12 protein-coding genes and 4 pseudogenes are annotated in these 18139 nt (G+C 36.3%); 1 reads left to right on the top strand and 15 read right to left on the bottom strand.

Annotated elements, in window-relative coordinates:
• Window positions 1-143: 143 nt before the first annotated feature.
• From N7U66_RS06345 to N7U66_RS06315, 7 genes and pseudogenes are all read right to left on the bottom strand, one after another.
• Complete coding sequence (locus N7U66_RS06345; RefSeq protein ID WP_267677776.1) at window positions 144-1079, bottom strand: transporter substrate-binding domain-containing protein; 936 nt, start codon at window positions 1077-1079, stop codon at window positions 144-146.
• Between the two features lie 98 nt (window positions 1080-1177).
• Complete coding sequence (locus N7U66_RS06340; RefSeq protein WP_313791435.1) at window positions 1178-1711, bottom strand: YdeI/OmpD-associated family protein; 534 nt, start codon at window positions 1709-1711, stop codon at window positions 1178-1180.
• A 189-nt stretch (window positions 1712-1900) separates the two neighbouring features.
• Window positions 1901-3712 (bottom strand): acyl-CoA dehydrogenase family protein, encoded by a 1812-nt coding sequence (locus N7U66_RS06335; protein ID WP_267677775.1) that lies wholly within the window; start codon window positions 3710-3712, stop codon window positions 1901-1903.
• Between the two features lie 43 nt (window positions 3713-3755).
• On the bottom strand, window positions 3756-4067 hold the full coding sequence (locus tag N7U66_RS06330) for a four helix bundle protein (RefSeq protein ID WP_313791434.1): 312 nt from the start codon (window positions 4065-4067) through the stop codon (window positions 3756-3758).
• Window positions 4068-4181: 114 nt separating this feature from the next.
• A pseudogene (locus tag N7U66_RS06325) lies at window positions 4182-5376 on the bottom strand (acetyl-CoA C-acyltransferase).
• Between the two features lie 5 nt (window positions 5377-5381).
• The gene (locus N7U66_RS06320) at window positions 5382-7790 is read right to left on the bottom strand and encodes a 3-hydroxyacyl-CoA dehydrogenase/enoyl-CoA hydratase family protein (RefSeq protein ID WP_267677774.1); all 2409 of its coding nucleotides are present in this window, start codon (window positions 7788-7790) and stop codon (window positions 5382-5384) included.
• A 1-nt stretch (window position 7791) separates the two neighbouring features.
• Window positions 7792-8246: pseudogene (locus N7U66_RS06315) on the bottom strand (MarR family winged helix-turn-helix transcriptional regulator).
• A gap of 485 nt (window positions 8247-8731) precedes the next feature.
• On the opposite strand from N7U66_RS06315, the gene N7U66_RS06310 reads away from it, so the two are divergent.
• Window positions 8732-8863, top strand: coding sequence for a hypothetical protein (locus N7U66_RS06310; protein WP_267677773.1), 132 nt, complete (start codon window positions 8732-8734; stop codon window positions 8861-8863).
• 86 nt (window positions 8864-8949) lie between these two features.
• Here the strand turns inward: N7U66_RS06310 and N7U66_RS06305 are convergent.
• The 8 genes and pseudogenes from N7U66_RS06305 to N7U66_RS06270 all read right to left on the bottom strand — a co-directional run bounded on the left by N7U66_RS06305 (window position 8950) and on the right by N7U66_RS06270 (window position 18042).
• Window positions 8950-10721, bottom strand: a pseudogene (locus tag N7U66_RS06305) (AMP-dependent synthetase/ligase).
• 409 nt (window positions 10722-11130) lie between these two features.
• Window positions 11131-14820: a phosphoribosylformylglycinamidine synthase gene (gene purL, locus N7U66_RS06300; protein WP_267677772.1), complete on the bottom strand. Its 3690-nt coding sequence runs from the start codon at window positions 14818-14820 to the stop codon at window positions 11131-11133.
• Window positions 14821-14988: 168 nt separating this feature from the next.
• Window positions 14989-15318, bottom strand: a complete 330-nt coding sequence (locus tag N7U66_RS06295; RefSeq protein WP_267677771.1) for a T9SS type A sorting domain-containing protein — start codon at window positions 15316-15318, stop codon at window positions 14989-14991.
• 19 nt (window positions 15319-15337) lie between these two features.
• On the bottom strand, window positions 15338-15634 hold the full coding sequence (locus N7U66_RS06290) for a hypothetical protein (protein WP_267677769.1): 297 nt from the start codon (window positions 15632-15634) through the stop codon (window positions 15338-15340).
• Between the two features lie 26 nt (window positions 15635-15660).
• Entirely contained in the window at window positions 15661-16143 is a 483-nt protein-coding gene (locus N7U66_RS06285) for a fibronectin type III domain-containing protein (protein ID WP_267677768.1), read from the bottom strand.
• Window positions 16109-16363 carry an endonuclease gene (locus N7U66_RS06280; protein WP_267677767.1) on the bottom strand — a complete coding sequence of 85 codons (255 nt, stop codon included), beginning with the start codon at window positions 16361-16363 and terminating at the stop codon, window positions 16109-16111. Before N7U66_RS06280 ends, N7U66_RS06285 begins: the two co-directional genes overlap by 35 nt.
• 144 nt (window positions 16364-16507) lie before the next feature.
• Complete coding sequence (locus tag N7U66_RS06275) at window positions 16508-16813, bottom strand: hypothetical protein (RefSeq protein WP_267677766.1); 306 nt, start codon at window positions 16811-16813, stop codon at window positions 16508-16510.
• 7 nt (window positions 16814-16820) lie between these two features.
• Window positions 16821-18042 (bottom strand): annotated as a pseudogene (locus N7U66_RS06270) (RsmB/NOP family class I SAM-dependent RNA methyltransferase).
• Window positions 18043-18139 lie beyond the last annotated feature (97 nt).

The following is an 18139-nucleotide window of genomic DNA, read 5'->3' as shown; positions in this document are numbered from 1 at the left end:
TAATTAGGGTATCGTTGCCTTTATTGGTTACGAAATAAGTCTACCTAATGAAGCTTTACTCTATGCTTTTGCTGTGAATCCGCAATCTGTATATCACCATAGCTTTATTGATGATAGTCCTACTATTATTTTAGATATGGGATTTATATATTTAGATTCTCTTTCATCATTCGTTTTTTGTATGTTTTGAACCTCTTAAATAAGTATAGGTTTAATAGCAATGATAAGAGACATAAAATAGATAGAATAGTGACCATTTTGCTAAAAAAAGCAGCTTTTTCTTCATAAGGTGTCACGACATCATAGAGCCACATGTTTAGAATTTTATTTTTTTCTTCAATGGATATAGAGCGATTACCTTTCTTAATGATGTCGGCAAGAATAGGCTTGCCTTTACGTATCGCAAGGCTTAATTTATTGTCATAATCAACAGTTCCATGAACCTTAAGATCTTTATAGCCCTCTTTGAAAATCAAGTATTTTGTTATGGTTTCTAGACCTATAAAAGCATCGGCTTCATCATTATAAAGGGCTAATAAACAAGCTTCTTCGTTGGGTTTTGGTACAAGAATAATATCTGGATAATTTTTAATTAAGTATTCTTCAATAGAAAAGTGAGCACCAACGGAAACTCGTTTGCCCTTCAAGTCTTTTATAGTGATCTCCTTATCATTATGTTTGGTTACAATAACATGACTACCAGTAAATATAGGCTCTGTAAAGGTTAAGAATTGTCTTCTCTCCTCAGTACTTTGTATTTCTAAGATAATATCAATTTTATTGTTCTTAGCGTCTTCGATAAGCGGTTGCCAATTGGTATAATACTTCTTTTTAAAGGTGTGATTAATATTAGCTTCTAGTTTCGAAAAATATTCTAAGAGGATCCCATCTATTTCACCATTATTATTTATAAACTGGTAAGGGGGGTAATTGATATAAATACCTACCGGAATATTCGGGTTCTCAAAAAGGTATTTTTCTTCTTCTTGAGATAATTGTGTTTTAGAAGCACAACTAACCAATGAGATACTGAGACCTAAAAGAAGGAGGGTAAATAATAAATAAAAATGGTTTTTCATTTTAATAGCGTTGGTTACTTCAATTTACCATATTTTATTTAAAACTAATACTTAAATTTCACCAATTGCTTCTCGATTTTATGTTTTCATTGCACAGTTTAATAATTTCTATAATTCTTTTTTGTCTCGGTTTCCTCGCGCTTGGCTTGGTTTAACCAGTATAGATAGCTTTTTCTATATGATGGTGAAAACTTGTTGTAATTTTCGAAAGCGATTTTATTACGATCAAAATGATGTTGTAAATCTTCAGGAATGATGCCTTTTTCGACCGCATCTAAAGCTGTCCACGAACCATTTTGCTTTCCCATTTCAATAATTCTCAAACCGCTTTCATGCATTAAATCTTTTGAATGTAAGTCTTCAATGTGTTTTTTATTTAATGCACTCCAAACACTTTTTGGATTGCGCTTGCAAAAATATTGTCTACGCTTTCCATTTCCCAAACTTTTTACAGTACTATCAATCCACCCATAACATAATGCCACTTTAACAGCCTCTTCCCAACGCATACTCTCATGTTGATGTGCTATTTTATAAAATATAAGGTAAACTCCAGTGTCACTTTCATGATTTTCATGCAGCCATTCGCGCCATTCTTGGTCTTTTTTAAAGTAGTATTCTTTTATAGTCATTAGTTTTTTATCTACCAAAAGCGGGCTATTTCTCTCCACCATATCACGGATTCGATATTACGGCATAATCAAAAAAAGTGTATGGGGTGGCACTTGTATTGTTTTAAATTTTATCTAAAATACTAAAAAAAATAGCTGCTTCATTTCTGAAACAGCTATTTAAAGGTAATTAAAACTAAAAAATTATTTTTAGAAACAGTATTTGTTTTCTGCTTTAACTTTTTCAGCAACTTCTTTACGTAAATCTACAATGTCCGGATAGTTTGCGTATTTTGTAAAACGCTTTAATCCCATCAACATCATACGTTGTTCGTCACCTTCAGCAAAAGAAATAATAGATTCTTTTCCTTTTTCTTCTATAATATCGACGGCGTGATATAAGTATAGTTTTGACATGGCAATTTGAACCGATTGTGAGTCCTCACCAAAACGTTTGGCATTTTTCTCTGTTCTTAAAATAGCAGACTCTGCCATATAAATTTCTATCAATATATCGGCCGCAGCAATCAATAATTGTTGGTGCTTTTCTAGATTCTGACCATATTTTTGAACCGCGCCTCCAGCGACCATTAAGAAGGTTTTTTTCAACTTTCTAATCATTTCTTTTTCTTCTGCGAACAATTCAGAATAATCAGGCGTCTCAAATGAAGGGATGCCCATCAATTCTTCTTGTACGGCTTGAGCAGGTCCTAGCAAATCAACGTGACCTTTCATGGCTTTCTTTACGAGCATACCCACGCAAAGCATTCTGTTAATTTCGTTTGTACCTTCATAGATACGAGCAATACGTGCATCTCTCCATGCCGATTCCATTGGTGTCTCTTCAGAGAAGCCCATACCTCCAAAAATTTGAATCCCTTCATCTGCACAATTTTGTACATCTTCAGAAACCGCCACTTTTAAAATAGAACATTCTATAGCATATTCTTCAACGCCTTTAAGCTCCGCCTCTTGATGCGTGTTTCCAGCAGCTTGACGCATTGCAATACGGTCTTCAATATTTTTCGAAGCTCTATACGTAGCAGATTCCCCAGCATAAGCACTAGCGGCCATTTCTGCTAATTTCACTTTTATAGCACCAAAATCAGAAATAGGAGTGTTAAATTGCTTACGTTCATTGGCATATTGTACCGCCGTTGTTAAAATACGACGCTGAGAATCTAAACAGGCACCAGCCAATTTAATACGTCCAACGTTTAGCGCATTCATAGCGATTTTAAACCCTTCACCACGACCAGCCAACATGTTTTCTAAAGGCACAACCGTGTCATTAAAAAATACCTGACGTGTCGATGACGCTCGAATACCTAATTTGTGTTCTTCTTCACCTAGAGTAATTCCGTTAGGATTTTTTCCATCGTATTCTACTATAAAACCAGTGATGTTTTTATCGTCTTCTATACGTGCAAAAACAATCATCAAACTACAGAACCCTGCGTTTGAAATCCACATTTTTTGTCCGTTAATTTTATAAGACTTTCCATCTTCAGATAGAGTAGCTGTTGTTTTTCCTGAATTGGCATCAGATCCTGCGCCTGGTTCAGTTAAGCAATACGCTCCAAACCATTCGCCAGTTGCTAATTTAGGCACATACTTTTGTTTTTGAGCTTCTGTACCGTATAAGGTAATTGGCATAGTACCAATACCTGTATGTGCACCAAAAGCAGTACTAAACGAACCTGTTCCACTTGAAATGTAATCACAGGTTAAAAGGGTAGAAACAAATCCCATGCCTAATCCACCATATTCTTCCGGAACGGCAACCCCTAAAAATCCTAGGTCACCTGCTTTACGCATCACTTCTTCTGTTAAAGCAAAATCTTTGGCTTCGAATCGGGCTTTGTGAGGGATAATTTCACGCTCATTAAACTCCATTACTGCTTCCTTCATCATTGTTTGTTCTTCTGAAAAATCTTCAGGAGTAAAAACATCTTCACATTTGGTTTCTTTAACAAGGAATTGACCGCCTCTTAATAATTCTTTTTCTGTTGTTGTTTCCATAATTTTTAGATTAAAGAAGATAGAAAATAGAAGATAGACTCTATTACAGACTATTTTGAAATCCCATGGTCATTCGTTGGAATTCTTCTATTTTTTCTTCTAGTATTGTTAAGGTTTCTTTTTTTATATATTTTCTATGTTGTGCGACTAACAACTGGGTGCCTAATTCGAATGAAGCGCCTAAAGAGATGTCAAGAAAATGACTAAAAGATTTATTGGTTCTAGCAGATCCTTCTGCAAGGTTGCTTGGCATAGACACAGAACATTTACTTATCCGGGAACTTAAATCGAATCTTTCGTGTTTAGGAAAGTCTAGGAGCACATCAGAAATGTAATCTCTAAGCTTAGTTTCCAAATCTTTAAATTCTTATAGTTATGTCTTTGCTTCGCACACACCGTGTTTGTATCTCTTTTTCTGTTCTCTCTTAATCTATTATTTATTCTCTTTATTTTAACAATCTTTTTTCTTTTAGTTTAAAAATTCAAATATGCCACAAGCGCCTTGTCCTGTACCTACACACATGGTGACTGCACCGTATTTCCCTTTCATATCTCGTTGACGCATTTCATCAAAGAGCTGTACAGACAATTTTGCTCCGGTACACCCCAGTGGATGACCTAATGCAATAGCACCACCATTGACGTTAATAATCTCCGGATTCAAATCCAATTCACGAATGACGGCTAAGGATTGAGAGGCAAAAGCTTCATTTAATTCAATAAGCGATAAATCGTCCTGTTTTAAACCTGCTAATTTTAAGGCTTTTGGAATGGCTTTTACTGGCCCAATACCCATGATGCGAGGCTCAACACCAGCCGCAGCATAGTTTACCATTCTAGCCACTGGTTCTAAATTTAACTCCTTAACCATGTCTTCACTCATCACCATAACAAACGCGGCACCATCACTCATTTGTGAAGAATTACCAGCAGTAACACTGCCACCAGCAGCAAACACGGCTCTAAGTTTAGCTAGAGCTTCTTTGCTCGTACCAGCACGCGGTCCTTCATCTTTGGTTACCGTATACGTTCTGGTCGCTTTTTTACCATTGTTATCGATATAAGTTTCCTCAACTTCGATAGGAACAATTTGATTTTGAAAACGATCTTCGGCTAATGCTTTTAAGGCCTTCATATGAGAATTATAAGCGAAGACATCTTGATCTTCACGAGATACCTTGAATTGCTTCGCTACGGCTTCTGCTGTATTTCCCATGCCCCAATAATAATCTTCGTGACCCGCTTTTACAATGGCATCGTAATTTAATTCCGGTTTAAAACCGGTCATGGGTACGCTACTCATACTTTCTGCGCCCCCAGCAATGATACAATCGGCCATTCCTGCTTGAATTTTTGCAGTAGCCATTGCAATGGTTTCTACTCCGGAAGAGCAAAAACGGTTAACGGTAACTCCAGGGACATCAACAACTTCTAATCCCATTAAAGAGATTAAACGCGCCATATTTAGACCTTGAGAACCTTCTCGGCATGGCATTACCAACGATAACATCGTCAATACGTTTTGGGTCCAAGTTTGGCAATTCCTTCATCATGTATTTGATGGTTTCTGCTGCCAACTCATCTGTTCTTTTAAATCGGAATACGCCTTTTGGTGCTTTACCAACTGCGGTTCTATATGCTTTTACTATATATGCTGTTTTCATTTTTCTTAGTTTCTTAAAGGTTTTCCTTTGGTTAACATGTGCTGAATTCTTTCCAACGTTTTACGTTCTGTACAAAGCGAAAGGAAAGCTTCACGCTCTAAATCTAATAAGTACTGTTCGCTTACTAACGTTGGCTCCGATAAATCGCCACCAGCCATAACGTAAGCTAATTTATTAGCAATTTTGAGATCGTGTTCACTAATGTAGTTAGAGTCCTTCATTGAGTCAGTACCTACTAAGAACATGCCTAGTGCCTGTTTTCCAAGTACCAAGACATCTTTTCTGTGTACCGGTTGTGTGTAACCAGCATCAGCCATTAATTTAGCGTGTGCTTTAGCCACAGCAATCTGTCTGTCTTTGTTAACAACAACAATATCTTTACCTTTTTGAAGAAGGCCTAAATCGAAAGCTTCGTAGGCAGAAGTTGAAACTTTTGCCATACCAATGGTTAAGAAGTAATCTTGCAAAGTATTTAACTGGACATCTCCTTTTCTAAACGTGTCTGATGCTCTTAAGGTCATTTCTTTAGAACCCCCACCACCAGGAATCACGCCGACACCAAACTCTACAAGTCCCATGTACGTTTCTGCAGCTGCAACAACTTTATCTGCATGTAATGAAATTTCACAACCACCACCAAGTGCCATGCCGTGAGGTGCAGAAATGGTTGGGATAGAAGAATAACGCATGCGCATCATGGTGTCTTGGAAGTATTTGATGGCCATATTTAGCTCATCATATTCTTGCTCTGCTGCCATCATGAAAATCATCCCAATGTTTGCACCAACCGAGAAGTTTGGTCCTTGGTTTCCTACTACTAGTCCCGCAAAATCTTTTTCAGCCATATCAATGGCTTTGTTTAGTCCTGCTAAAACATCACCTCCAATAGTATTCATTTTAGACTGGAATTCTACATTTAGAATACCATCACCTAAATCTTGAACGGAAACGCCGGAGTTTTTAAAGACTTCTGTTGTTTTTCTAATATTGTCTAATATGATAAATGCATCTTGTCCAGGGATTTTTTCTTGCGATTTCTTAGGGATATCGTAAAAATAGGTGGCACCATCTTTAATAGAGTAGAAGTTATCACTTCCGGATTGTACCATATCCATCACCCAATCTGCAGGTTTTAAACCTTCAGCTTGCATCATTTCTATTCCTTTTTCAACACCAATAGCATCCCGCATTTGAAACGGGCCATGTTCCCATCCAAACCCTGCTTTCATAGCATCATCAATTTTGTAAAGCTCATCTGTGATTTCAGGAATACGGTTTGAAACGTAAGCGAATAATGCCGAGAAACTCTTACGGTAGAATTCTCCCGCCTTGTCTTTTCCTTTGATTAATACTTTAAAACGATCTGCAACTTTATCAATTGTTTTTGTTAATTCTAAAGTGGCAAATTTAGCTCGTTTATTAGCTCTGTATTCTAATGTATTTAAGTCTAAAGTTAAAATGTCTTTAGAACCATCAGCTTTTCTTTCTAGTTTATAAAATCCTTGGCCCGTTTTACTTCCTAGCCATTTGTTTTCCATCATGGTATCGATGAAATCTGGTAAAACGAATAATTCTTTGCGTTCGTCGTCAGGGCAGTTTTCTCTAATCCCGTTAGCCACGTGAACTAAAGTATCAAGACCAACAACGTCAACAGTTCTAAAAGTGGCCGACTTAGGTCTACCAATTACGGGGCCTGATAATTTATCTACTTCCTCAACGGTTAAATCTAATTCTTTAACGGTGTGAAACAAACTCATGATACTGAAAATCCCAATTCGGTTTCCAATAAAAGCAGGGGTGTCCTTAGCAATAACAGATGTTTTGCCTAAGAATTTTTCACCATATTCATTTAAAAAGTCTAAAACAGAAGGGGCTGTTTTAGGACCAGGAATGATTTCAAATAATTTTAAATAACGTGCCGGATTAAAAAAGTGTGTTCCACAGAAATGCTTTTGAAAATCTTCAGAACGCCCTTCACTCATAAACTTAATAGGAATACCAGAGGTGTTCGAGGTTATTAATGTCCCAGGTGTTCTGTACTTTTCAAGCTTTTCAAAAACTTGTTGTTTAATATCCAATCGTTCAACAACGACTTCCATGATCCAATCTACCTCTGACACTTTTGCAATATCATCTTCCAAATTACCAGTGGAAATTCGGCTAGCAAAAGAGGGGTGATAAATAGGAGACGGCTTAGATTTTAACGAGGCGGTTAACGCGTCGTTAACTAGTCGATTTCTAACAACGTCATCCTCCAAGGTTAAGCCTTTGGCTTTCTCTTTGTCGTTTAGTTCTCCGGGAACAATGTCTAATAGTAATACATCTACACCAATATTGGCGAAATGACAAGCGATACCGCTTCCCATAATTCCTGAACCAATAATAGCTACTTTTTTAATTCTACGTGTGCTCATATTATTTTAAAACAGTTTGTTTTTGGTTGTATATTTTTTTGTTTGAAATTAATTCGTTTATGGTTTCTGTGACTTCTTGAAAGTGCTTTAATTTTTCTTCAGATATGTGTTCTTTAATCACGGTATTAAAAGTTAAAACACGCTCTCTAGAGTATTCTCTTTTTTCTTTTCCGAAATCGGTTAAATAGATTAATACACCACGACCATCTTCCGGGTTTGGTTTACGTTCTATTAGTCCAAGTTCTTCCATTTTTTTTAGTATTCGTGACAGGCTTGTGGCTTCCATTCCCATAATAGGACCCAAAGACGTTGAAGGCGTACCATGCTCGGATCGATACTTAGAAGGGTGAAACCAGTTGCCATAGTCGTATCGAATTTGGCAGCTTCTTCATTATACATTTTATTAACTGCCAACCAAGTGGTGCGCAGTAAATAATCTATAGTCTTATCTTTCATAGTTAAATTCCTAATGTTGAGGTTTTCAAAGATAAGAAAAAATACTATGCGTGCATAATAAATATGATAAATATTATCAAATTGTTAAAAAGATGTGTTATGCATTGCTAATTAGTTGTTTGTGTGCTACTATTTATTGAAGTATTGATAAAAAAATGGATGTAATAAATCTATTCTTAATGCATATGAAGTGTTTTTATTCAGGTGGTTTAAATCCATACGATTCTTTAATATGTGGCTTTAAACGTAATTATCAGGACAGTTAATATGTCGATTCAAAGGGCATTAGGGGCGTTAATTTTAATTGGAGAGCGCTTCGTTTAACTACTTAAGCTATTTTAATTTTAATAAATAGCAAATAATGCTTGCATTAGATTGTGTGTAGGGCTATTAGAAATCTCCTCTTCTATAAAAAAAAAGGGGCATTTTTATTATATCAACCTTATTAATTTGTTTGAGTATCACAGTCAAATAAATGTTTTACCATGAAACCAGTAATTTTTAGTGCGTCAACGAAAGTGTATGTTATGCCTTGTAATTCAAAACACATACTAGACAAAGTGATGGGTCATGACATTTTTGACAATGTTATTAGCAGAAAAAGCGATAATGATTAGAACCCATTCAGGAGAAGGATACTCTATCTGTGAATGTTTATTGTGAACCAATCACAGGGCTTTTTTAATAGCCATATCAACTAAATTTAAGCTCTATATATCTTGTCATAAAGGTCTTGATAAATGCCTTTAATGATTTCACGTTTCATTTTCATGGTTGGTGTTAAGTGGCCGCCTTCAATAGACCAAACATCTGGTGTTAATTCGAAACGTTTAATTTGTTCCCATTTACCAAATTTTTTATTACAGGTATCTACTTCTTGTTGGATGCGATCGATAACGTCTTGAGAGCAAACAATCTCTGTTTCCGTTTTGCCTATTTTTTTACCTTTTTTATCTATCCAATCTTGTATGAATTCAAAATTAGGTTGTATTATGGCTGCAGGCATTTTCTCGCCTTCGCCAACGACCATGATTTGTTCTATAAATCGAGATTGTTTTAAATCGTTTTCTAACAACGTTGGAATCACATATTTTCCGCCGTAAGTTTTAAACATTTCTTTTTTACGTCCTGTAATTTTAAGAAAACCATCGGCGTCTATTTCGCCTTTATCTCCTGTGTGAAAATAATCGCCAGTCATAACACTTGCTGTTTTTTCCGGATCTTTATAATAGCCTAACATGACGTTCGGTCCTTTTATAAGTAATTCACCATCTTCGGCAATTTTAACTTCAACACCATCTATAGGTTTACCAACAGTACCTACTTTAAAATGATGATCACGATACATCCCTACGGAAACTACAGGAGAGGTTTCTGTAAGTCCATAACCTTCCATAACCTGCATGCCAGCAGCACAAAAAATACGTGTTAATCTGGGTTGCAGAGCGGCGCTACCGTAAACCATAGTGGTGAGTTCGCCTCCTAAGGCTTCACGCCATTTGCTGAATATTAATTTGTTTGCGATACTTAATTTGAATTCGTACCAAGCGCCATTTTCTCCGTAAGGTTTCCATTGTTCTCCCAAAGCAATCGCCCAGTGAAAGAGCTTGCTTTTAATTCCGGACAAATCGGAACCTTTGGCGTAAATCTTATCGTATACTTTTTCTAATAAACGCGGTACGACGCTCATTAAATTAGGTTGTATTTCTTTAGCGTTGTCCCCAATTTTGTCAATACCTTCTGCAAAATAAATGCCGACCCCAGCATATTGATAAACGTAAATTAAAACACGTTCAAAAATATGACAAATGGGTAAAAAACTTAATATTTTTGGATTCCCTTGAGACAGCGGTAATCGTTTTACGGCACTTAAAACATTGCTCGTAATATTATCATGAGATAACATAACCCCCTTTGGTCTTCCAGTCGTTCCGAAGTATAAATAATAGTTGCTAAATCATTTGGTTTAACTGCTACTTTTCTAGCTTCAACGTCATTTTGATTACTGTGGTCTTTTCCAAGTTCAAATAATTCAGAATAATGTTTGCATCCTTCAATATGATCGAAAGAATAGACTTCTTTTATTTGGGTGTTTGCTTTTACTTTATTTACTTTTTCAAGTACTTCAGCATCACTAACAAAACAATAAATAGAGCCACTGTGATTTAATACATACTCATAATCTTCTGCAGATATGGTTGGATAAATAGGGACGTTTTGCGCACCTACTTGCAATACACCAATGTCCATGATATTCCATTCCGTTCTATTTGAAGATGAAATTATGGCTATTTTATCATCTTTTTGAACGCCCATCTTTAATAAAGCCCTACTAACAGCATTGGCCTTGTCAAGATAGTCTTTAGTAGAAATGGGCGTCCATTTTCCATCATATTTCGTGACTAGGGAAGCATCCGGATTATATTTTTCAAGTTGATAATATGGGAAATCGAAAAGGCGTGTAACGTTTATCATTGAACAGTTATGCATTAAAAAGTCTTGCAAAATAGGAATAAAATAAAGGATTGTCAAATATGTGAGACAAAAAAGGAGCTGTTAAAAAACAGCTCCTCTGCTAATTGATTGATAGCAAGAATTTATGTTTTACCAAAGTTTATTTAATAACTAACTATTTTTAAATGAATCCCTTAACTTTCATTTAATTAAATAAATATTTCACATAAATTCGATGTAAAGTTAAGTAGTTTACTCTAAAGTAAGGTGCTTTTTAGAAATTAATTATATAAAAAAGACTGTTTTTTTAATTTTTTAGGCGTGGTATATGCTCGTTTTTAGTCTGTTTATTCCTTAAAAATCTTGAATATACTGTAAAAAATGTTTCACTCGCGAGTCTCTTATTCAATAATTTAATAGGAAAACTTCTTTATTTTTTATTTTCAATCCATAATCGCGCATTCACAAAAGCTTCTAGCCAAGGTGACACTTCATCTTTTCGATCTTGAGGATAATTTGCCCAGTTCCATTGAAATGTTGAACGCTCAATATGTGGCATGGTTACTAAATGACGCCCTGTTTTGTCGCATAACATAGCGGTATTAAAATCTGAACCATTAGGATTATTTGGATACCCTTCATAGCCGTATTTAGCAACAATACTATAGTCTACTTCGTTTTTTGGTAAATTGAATTTTCCTTCACCATGAGAAATCCAAACACCTAAAGTTGTTCCTTCTAAGCTAGATAACATCACAGAATTGTTTTTCTGAATCGCCACTGAAGTAAATGAACTCTCATGTTTTTTAGAATCATTATGATTCATTTTTCCATGCACCTCATGCTCAGGATTAATAAGCTCTAATTCCATAAACAGTTGACACCCATTGCAAATACCGATGGAAAGCGTGTCTTCTCTTTTAAAGAAATCATTAATTACCTTATTGGCTTTATCATTATACTTAATAGCGCCTGCCCAACCTTTAGCAGATCCTAAAACATCGGAATTAGAAAAACCACCAACAGCTCCTAAAAACTGAATGTCACTTAAATCTTCACGACCCGAAATTAAATCGGTCATGTGTACGTCTTTCACATCAAAACCTGCTAAGTACATGGCATTGGCCATCTCGCGTTCAGAATTAGACCCTTTTTCACGTAGAATTGCCGCTTTTGGTCTAGGGGTATTATTGTCAACAGTGGGTAGTTTACCTGTGAAATGTTTAGGAAAGGTATAGGTTAATGGCTGAATCGCATAATTCTTGTAACGTACGTGTGCTAAATTGTTAGCCGTTTGTTCTTGGTCTAATAGAAACGAGGTATTGTACCAAACATCACGCAAACGCGAGACGGTCATAGTAAAAACTTCCTCGTGATTAATGATGCTTAGCACGTCTGTTTCAGTCACTTTTCCGATGTTAAAGAACTCAATATTGGCAGCTTCTAAAATGGTTTCAACAGTCTTGTCTTTGGCTTGAAACACAAGACCTGCATTTTCCCCAAAGAGGACTTTATAAGACTCTTTTTGATTTAATGCTGTAATATCTAATTCAGCACCAAGATTGGTATCTGCAAAGCATAGTTCTAATAAGGTCGTGATTAAACCACCGTAAGCGACATCATGTCCGGCAACAATTTGTTCGTCTTTTATTAGTTGTTGAATAGTATTGAACACCTTTTTTACAAATGCAGAATCAGTAACGGTTGGTGTTTCATTACCAATTTTATTTAGTATTTGAGCGAATGAGCTTCCTCCTAATTTAAACTCATCTTGAGAGATATTAATATAGTAAATAGCGCCCCCATTCTTTTGAAGTACAGGCTCTACAACTTTTGAAATTGCATTACAATTTCCTGCGGCTGAAATAATAACAGTTCCAGGAGAAATCACATCCTCTTTAGGATACTTTTGTTTCATCGATAGCGAATCTTTTCCCGTGGGAACATTGATTCCTAAATCTATAGCGTATTCTGAAATCGCTTGCACGGCTTCATATAAACGGGCATCTTCACCTTCGTTTTTACAAGGCCACATCCAGTTTGCAGATAATGAAACAGATTTTAATCCCTCTTTTAAAGGCGCCCAAATAATATTGGTTAGTGCTTCAGTAATGCTATTGCGACTGCCGGCTACAGGATTAATTAAGCCGTAAATTGGAGCGTGTCCTATGGACGTGGCAACACCTTCTTTGCCTTTATAATCTAAAGCCATTACTCCAACATTATTTAATGGGATTTGTAATGGACCAACACATTGTTGCTTGGCTACTTTGCCACCAACACAACGGTCTACTTTATTCGTTAACCAATCTTTACAGGCTACTGCTTCTAATTGTAAAACCTGATCCAGATAGTTGTAAAACGCATCCGGATTGTATGAAACGCTATCATAATTTCTATCGATAGTCACATCAGTCATAATGGTTTTAGGCGAGCTACCAAACATGTCTTCAAGTGCTAAATCCATAGGTTTGTCCCCTTTGGTCTTAGACTCGAAAGAAAACCGGTAATCACCAGTAACTTCACCTACTGTGTACATTGGTGAGCGTTCTCTATCTGCTATTTTATTTAAAGTCTCTAAATGTTTTTCGGCAATCACTAACCCCATACGTTCTTGAGATTCGTTACCAATGATTTCTTTAGCCGAAAGTGTTGGATCTCCAACGGGTAGTGCATCTAAATCTATTTTTCCGCCGGTGTCTTCGACCAATTCAGACAAACAATTTAAGTGTCCACCAGCACCATGATCGTGTATAGACACGATAAAATTCTCATCGCTTTCCACCATACCTCTTACAGCATTTGCTGCTCTTTTTTGCATTTCCGGATTAGAACGTTGTACCGCATTAAGTTCAATACCGGAAGCAAATGCTCCAGTATCTGCACTAGAAACGGCAGCGCCACCCATTCCAATACGATAATTTTCACCACCAAGAATAACGATTTTGTCTCCTGTTTTTGGGGTGTCTTTTATGGCTTGATCTGCTTTACCATATCCAATACCACCAGCTTGCATAATGACTTTGTCGTAACCCAGTTTTCTTGAGCTTGTGCTGAGCGTAGTTGAAGTATCTTGCTCATGCTCAAAAGTTAAAACAGAACCACAGATTAAAGGCTGCCCAAATTTGTTTCCAAAGTCTGAAGCACCATTACTGGCTTTTATTAAAATGTCCATAGGAGTTTGGTATAACCACGGACGTGCTTCCATTTTTTGTTCCCAAGGACGATTGGCTTCTAATCTTGAATAAGCCGTCATGTAAACCGCTGTTCCTGCCAATGGTAACGAGCCTTTTCCGCCAGCTAAACGGTCTCTAATTTCTCCACCAGCACCCGTTGCAGCACCATTAAAAGGTTCTACCGTTGTTGGAAAGTTATGGGTTTCGGCTTTTAAAGAAATAACCGACTCGTAGTCTTTTGTTTGGTAAAAATCAGGCTTGTCGGCAGTTTTAGGTGCAAACTGTTCTACTCTAGGACCTTCGATAAAGGCGACATTGTCTTTATACGCTGAAACAATTGTATTAGGATGTTGTTTCGATGTTTCTTTAATTAATTTAAAGAGAGAGCTTGATTTTTCTTCACCATCGATAATAAATGTTCCATTAAATATTTTATGACGACAGTGTTCTGAATTGACTTGTGAAAATCCAAAGACTTCAGAATCTGTTAATGGACGGCCAATTTTTTTAGAAACACGGTCTAAGTAGTCTACTTCTTCTTCACTTAGCGATAAGCCTTCTTTTTGATTATAAGCTGATATATCCTCGATATTTAGAATGGCTTCAGGGTGAATGTCTATGCTAAAAGACTTTTGGTTCAGACTTTTATACTTTTCAGAAATCATAGGATCGAAATCTTCATAGTGTTCTGTACAAGCATCAAATTCTTCAATTCTAATAATATCTTCGATACCCATGTTTTGAGCAATCTCAACAGCATTAGTACTCCAAGGTGTTATCATGGCAGCACGTGGACCAATAAAAAAAGCGTCCAAAGACGCTGCATTTATTTTAGGCTGGTTGCCAAATAACCAAGTCAATTTTGAAATGGTTTCGGTTGATAATTCTTTTGTTGCTTGAACAGCAAAGATTTTACTGTTTTGGTTTCCGAAGAAATGAATCATGCTGATTTAGTTTGTGAGTTGATTTTAAAAACACAAATTTAAGTTTTTTAGTCTGATATTTTTACCAAAATAAAGACTAAATTTTAGAGTTATTCACTAGGTTTTAAACAATAAAAAAAGCGACTCTGCTATGAGTCGCTTTGAGTAATCCTATAGCTTTTATATTAATTATTCTTTAATTATTTTCTTAGTGAAGCTTCCATTGTCTGTTTTAAGTCTCAAAATGTAAACCCCTCTATTTAATTTTTCAACATCTATTTCACTATTATTAGAATCTACGATTCCGCTTAGTAAACGTTTTCCTATGATGTCAAAAATCACGTAATACGTACTCTTGTCTGTCTTAATATTTAACATAGAACCTTTAATAGGGTTTGGATAAATATTAAATTTGCTTGAAGAGAAATCAGGAGCGCTTAAAGTGCCAAAGCATGTCCAGGATAAATCATCAATAGCGACTCGAGAACCTTCGGAAGTATTATCGTCTTGAATAACCACACGTACAGTACCTTCTATATTAATGCCGAGATATTGTGGTTGTTTGAACAGAAGAACTGTAAGGAATATCCCCTGCTAAAACATCATTTACATAAACATTAAGAATACCGGGAGCTCCAGTAAAAACCTGAAGTGTTGAAACCGTTAGATCTTCAATGCCACCAGTTACGGTTGGTGTTGTTATAGAACCAGCAGAGTCGGTTCTTACATCAATTACTATAGCTCTTGAATTTAAAGTTTGATCTGTTCTAGCTCGAGTTGCATTCCAAGTACCATCACTTGTAGTCCATGTTCTGTTTGAATAAGAAGAATTCATAGCAGGAATCGTTTCGAAATCTTCGCTTATACATCCAGGACCAGTAGTCGTAGCAGGAAGCGTTGTTTCGGATTTGATTCAGCGCTCATTGGTGAATTGTTTGTAGCAGCATCCCTAGCTAAAACTGTAAAAGTATAAGTGGTTTCCGGAGTTAAATCTGTAACGGTAAAAGTAGTTGCTGTAGCATTTGAAGCAGTATAAAAAACGCCATCAATAAAAATTTGATAAGCAACGACACCCACATTATCTGTAGAGGCCGTCCAAGCTAAATCTATTGTCGTTTCAGTAGGATTGCTCGCAACTAAATTGGTTGGTGTTGTTGGCGCTTGAGTATCAGGTGGTGGTTGGCTTCCCCATCTATTTTGAGCAGGAGTACCTCCCCATATTGCTGTTGCCAAATAAGGATTGTCAATAAATGGGTTGCGATTACCTTGTCCGTAAGTATTTGTATCATCTGCGTGGTAAGCGTTTCTATTATCTTCTATTCCGAGATACAGGATCTTCTGCATTCCACTGTAATAATATATCTATCATATTAGGGTCGATACTATTTAATGTACCTTCTGCGGCATAAGAAGGATAGCATTGTGTTCCATATCTTACGTACATATACATTATTATCCTTGCGGCATCACCTTTAAATTCATCTCCAGGGTACCAATCTCCCGATATGTTCGTTGCATTACCGGAGCCTGCTGCAAATTGTCTATTTCCTCTGTCACTATTCATAGTAACATCTGAAGGTCTTAAATTGTGAGCATCTGCATAAGGTGGACCACTAGTTCCGAATTATCTAGCCGTGGATTGGCTAAAGAATTTGGAAACACGTGCTCTCTATTCCAGTCTGTCCCAGGATTACCACCATTCAAATCTTTATCTCTCGGTAGTGTCTGTAACGTAATTGCCATCTATATCACTATATCCATAAAACAATTGAACATTATTAGGGTTATTAGGGTCTTCATCAGTAATTTTACTTGACTCCCAAATACCTGGAGTGTAGCTCAGCGGGTTGGTGTGCTTTGAGGCCGTTTTAACTGCCAAATCGTCGAATAAATCCAATTCAGTTTTTGTAAAATCGACACCTGAGTAATAAGCCTGAAGATTTGCAGGAGGCGTTAATTGCGCATAGCCTAACGACGTAATTACAAGTAAAATTAGAGCGTAGTGTTGTTTCATGAAAATATTATTTTGTGTTACTTCTTTCTAGTAAAGCCATATAAAATCCATCAAAACCGGACTCATGACTTAAAATTTTCTTGTCTTTAATAAAGGTGAAATTTTTTCCGTTTTCAGATTCTAAAAATAAGTTCACCTGTTCTTGGTTTTCGGAAGGCAATATAGAACATGTAGCATATACTAACTTTCCGCCGGGTTTAACCATTTTAGAATAGTTATCTAAAATTTCCTGTTGTGTTTTTTTGATGCGCTCAATAAATTCAGGTTGTAATTTCCATTTAGCATCCGGGTTTCTACGTAAAACACCTAGTCCCGAACAAGGTGCATCAATCAACACGCGATCTGCCTTATCATATAATTTCTTAATTGGCTTAGTTGAATCAATCACCCGCATTTCAATATTGTGAGCGCCGTCACGTTTTGCACGACGTTTTAATTCTTTAAGCTTGTTATCATAAATATCCATGGCAATCACCTGCCCCTTGTTTTCCATAAGAGCAGCAATATGTAACGTTTTTCCACCAGCACCTGCACAAGCATCTACAACTTTCATGCCTGGTTTTACATCTAAAAATTCGGCAACCAGTTGAGAAGAAGCATCTTGTACTTCAAAATACCCGTTTTTAAAGGCTTCTGTTATAAAAACATTCCCACGTTCGGCCAATTTTAAAGCGTCTCGGATATCCTTTTAAAGCTTCGGTTTCTATGTCTAAATCAAAAAGCTCGGCTTGTAATTTTTCTTTAGTCGTTTTAAGAGTATTCACTCTTAAAATAACGTCGGCCTGCTCATTTAATGCAACCGCTTCCTTATTCCATACTTTTTCACCCAATTCCTTAGCTGCCAAGGCATCCATCCAATCGGGAAATGATTCTTTTATTTTTCTAATTTTAGACAATTCATCAAAACGGCCCTTAATTTTTCGAGAGGGGGTATTTTCAAAATATTTCCAGTCTGGTAATTTGATACCTTTTAAGGTGGCCCAAACTGCAAATAAACGCCAAATATCGTCGCGTGAAAAAGGTTCTTTGACTTCGGCTATTTCGGCATAGAGACGTTTCCATCGAACAATGTCATAAGTGGTTTCGGCAACAAAGCCTCTATCTCTGCTTCCCCAACGTTTATCACGTTTTAGAAGCATTTGTACTACTTTATCTGCGTACATGCCTTCATTAAAGATTTGTAATAAACCATCAACAGTGGCAAAGCATAAATTTCTATGTAATCTCATCATTAAGTATTCTGTTTTCAGTGAGTAGTCATTAGTAAAAAATGTTGAATACTTCTGAAATTTAATTAAATGAATTAAAACCAAGGTATTATGATTT

The sequence above is a fragment of the Lacinutrix neustonica genome, assembly GCF_026625145.1.
GTDB lineage: Bacteria > Bacteroidota > Bacteroidia > Flavobacteriales > Flavobacteriaceae > Lacinutrix > Lacinutrix neustonica.
The sequence above is the reverse complement of the archived record's forward strand: the minus strand, read 5'-3'. Positions and strand labels throughout refer to the sequence as shown.

Bases quoted from the DNA above. Each gene is read 5' to 3' on its own strand.
- N7U66_RS06345 (WP_267677776.1), bottom strand. From the start codon at position 1,079: ATGAAAAACCATTTTTATTTATTATTTACCCTCCTTCTTTTAGGTCTC.
- N7U66_RS06340 (WP_313791435.1), bottom strand. From the start codon at position 1,711: ATGACTATAAAAGAATACTACTTTAAAAAAGACCAAGAATGGCGCGAA.
- N7U66_RS06335 (WP_267677775.1), bottom strand. From the start codon at position 3,712: ATGGAAACAACAACAGAAAAAGAATTATTAAGAGGCGGTCAATTCCTT.
- N7U66_RS06320 (WP_267677774.1), bottom strand. From the start codon at position 7,790: ATGAGCACACGTAGAATTAAAAAAGTAGCTATTATTGGTTCAGGAATT.
- N7U66_RS06310 (WP_267677773.1), top strand. From the start codon at position 8,732: ATGAAACCAGTAATTTTTAGTGCGTCAACGAAAGTGTATGTTATGCCT.
- purL (WP_267677772.1), bottom strand. From the start codon at position 14,820: ATGATTCATTTCTTCGGAAACCAAAACAGTAAAATCTTTGCTGTTCAA.
- N7U66_RS06290 (WP_267677769.1), bottom strand. From the start codon at position 15,634: ATGAATTCTTCTTATTCAAACAGAACATGGACTACAAGTGATGGTACT.
- N7U66_RS06285 (WP_267677768.1), bottom strand. From the start codon at position 16,143: ATGCAGAAGATCCTGTATCTCGGAATAGAAGATAATAGAAACGCTTAC.
- N7U66_RS06280 (WP_267677767.1), bottom strand. From the start codon at position 16,363: ATGAATAGTGACAGAGGAAATAGACAATTTGCAGCAGGCTCCGGTAAT.
- N7U66_RS06275 (WP_267677766.1), bottom strand. From the start codon at position 16,813: ATGAAACAACACTACGCTCTAATTTTACTTGTAATTACGTCGTTAGGC.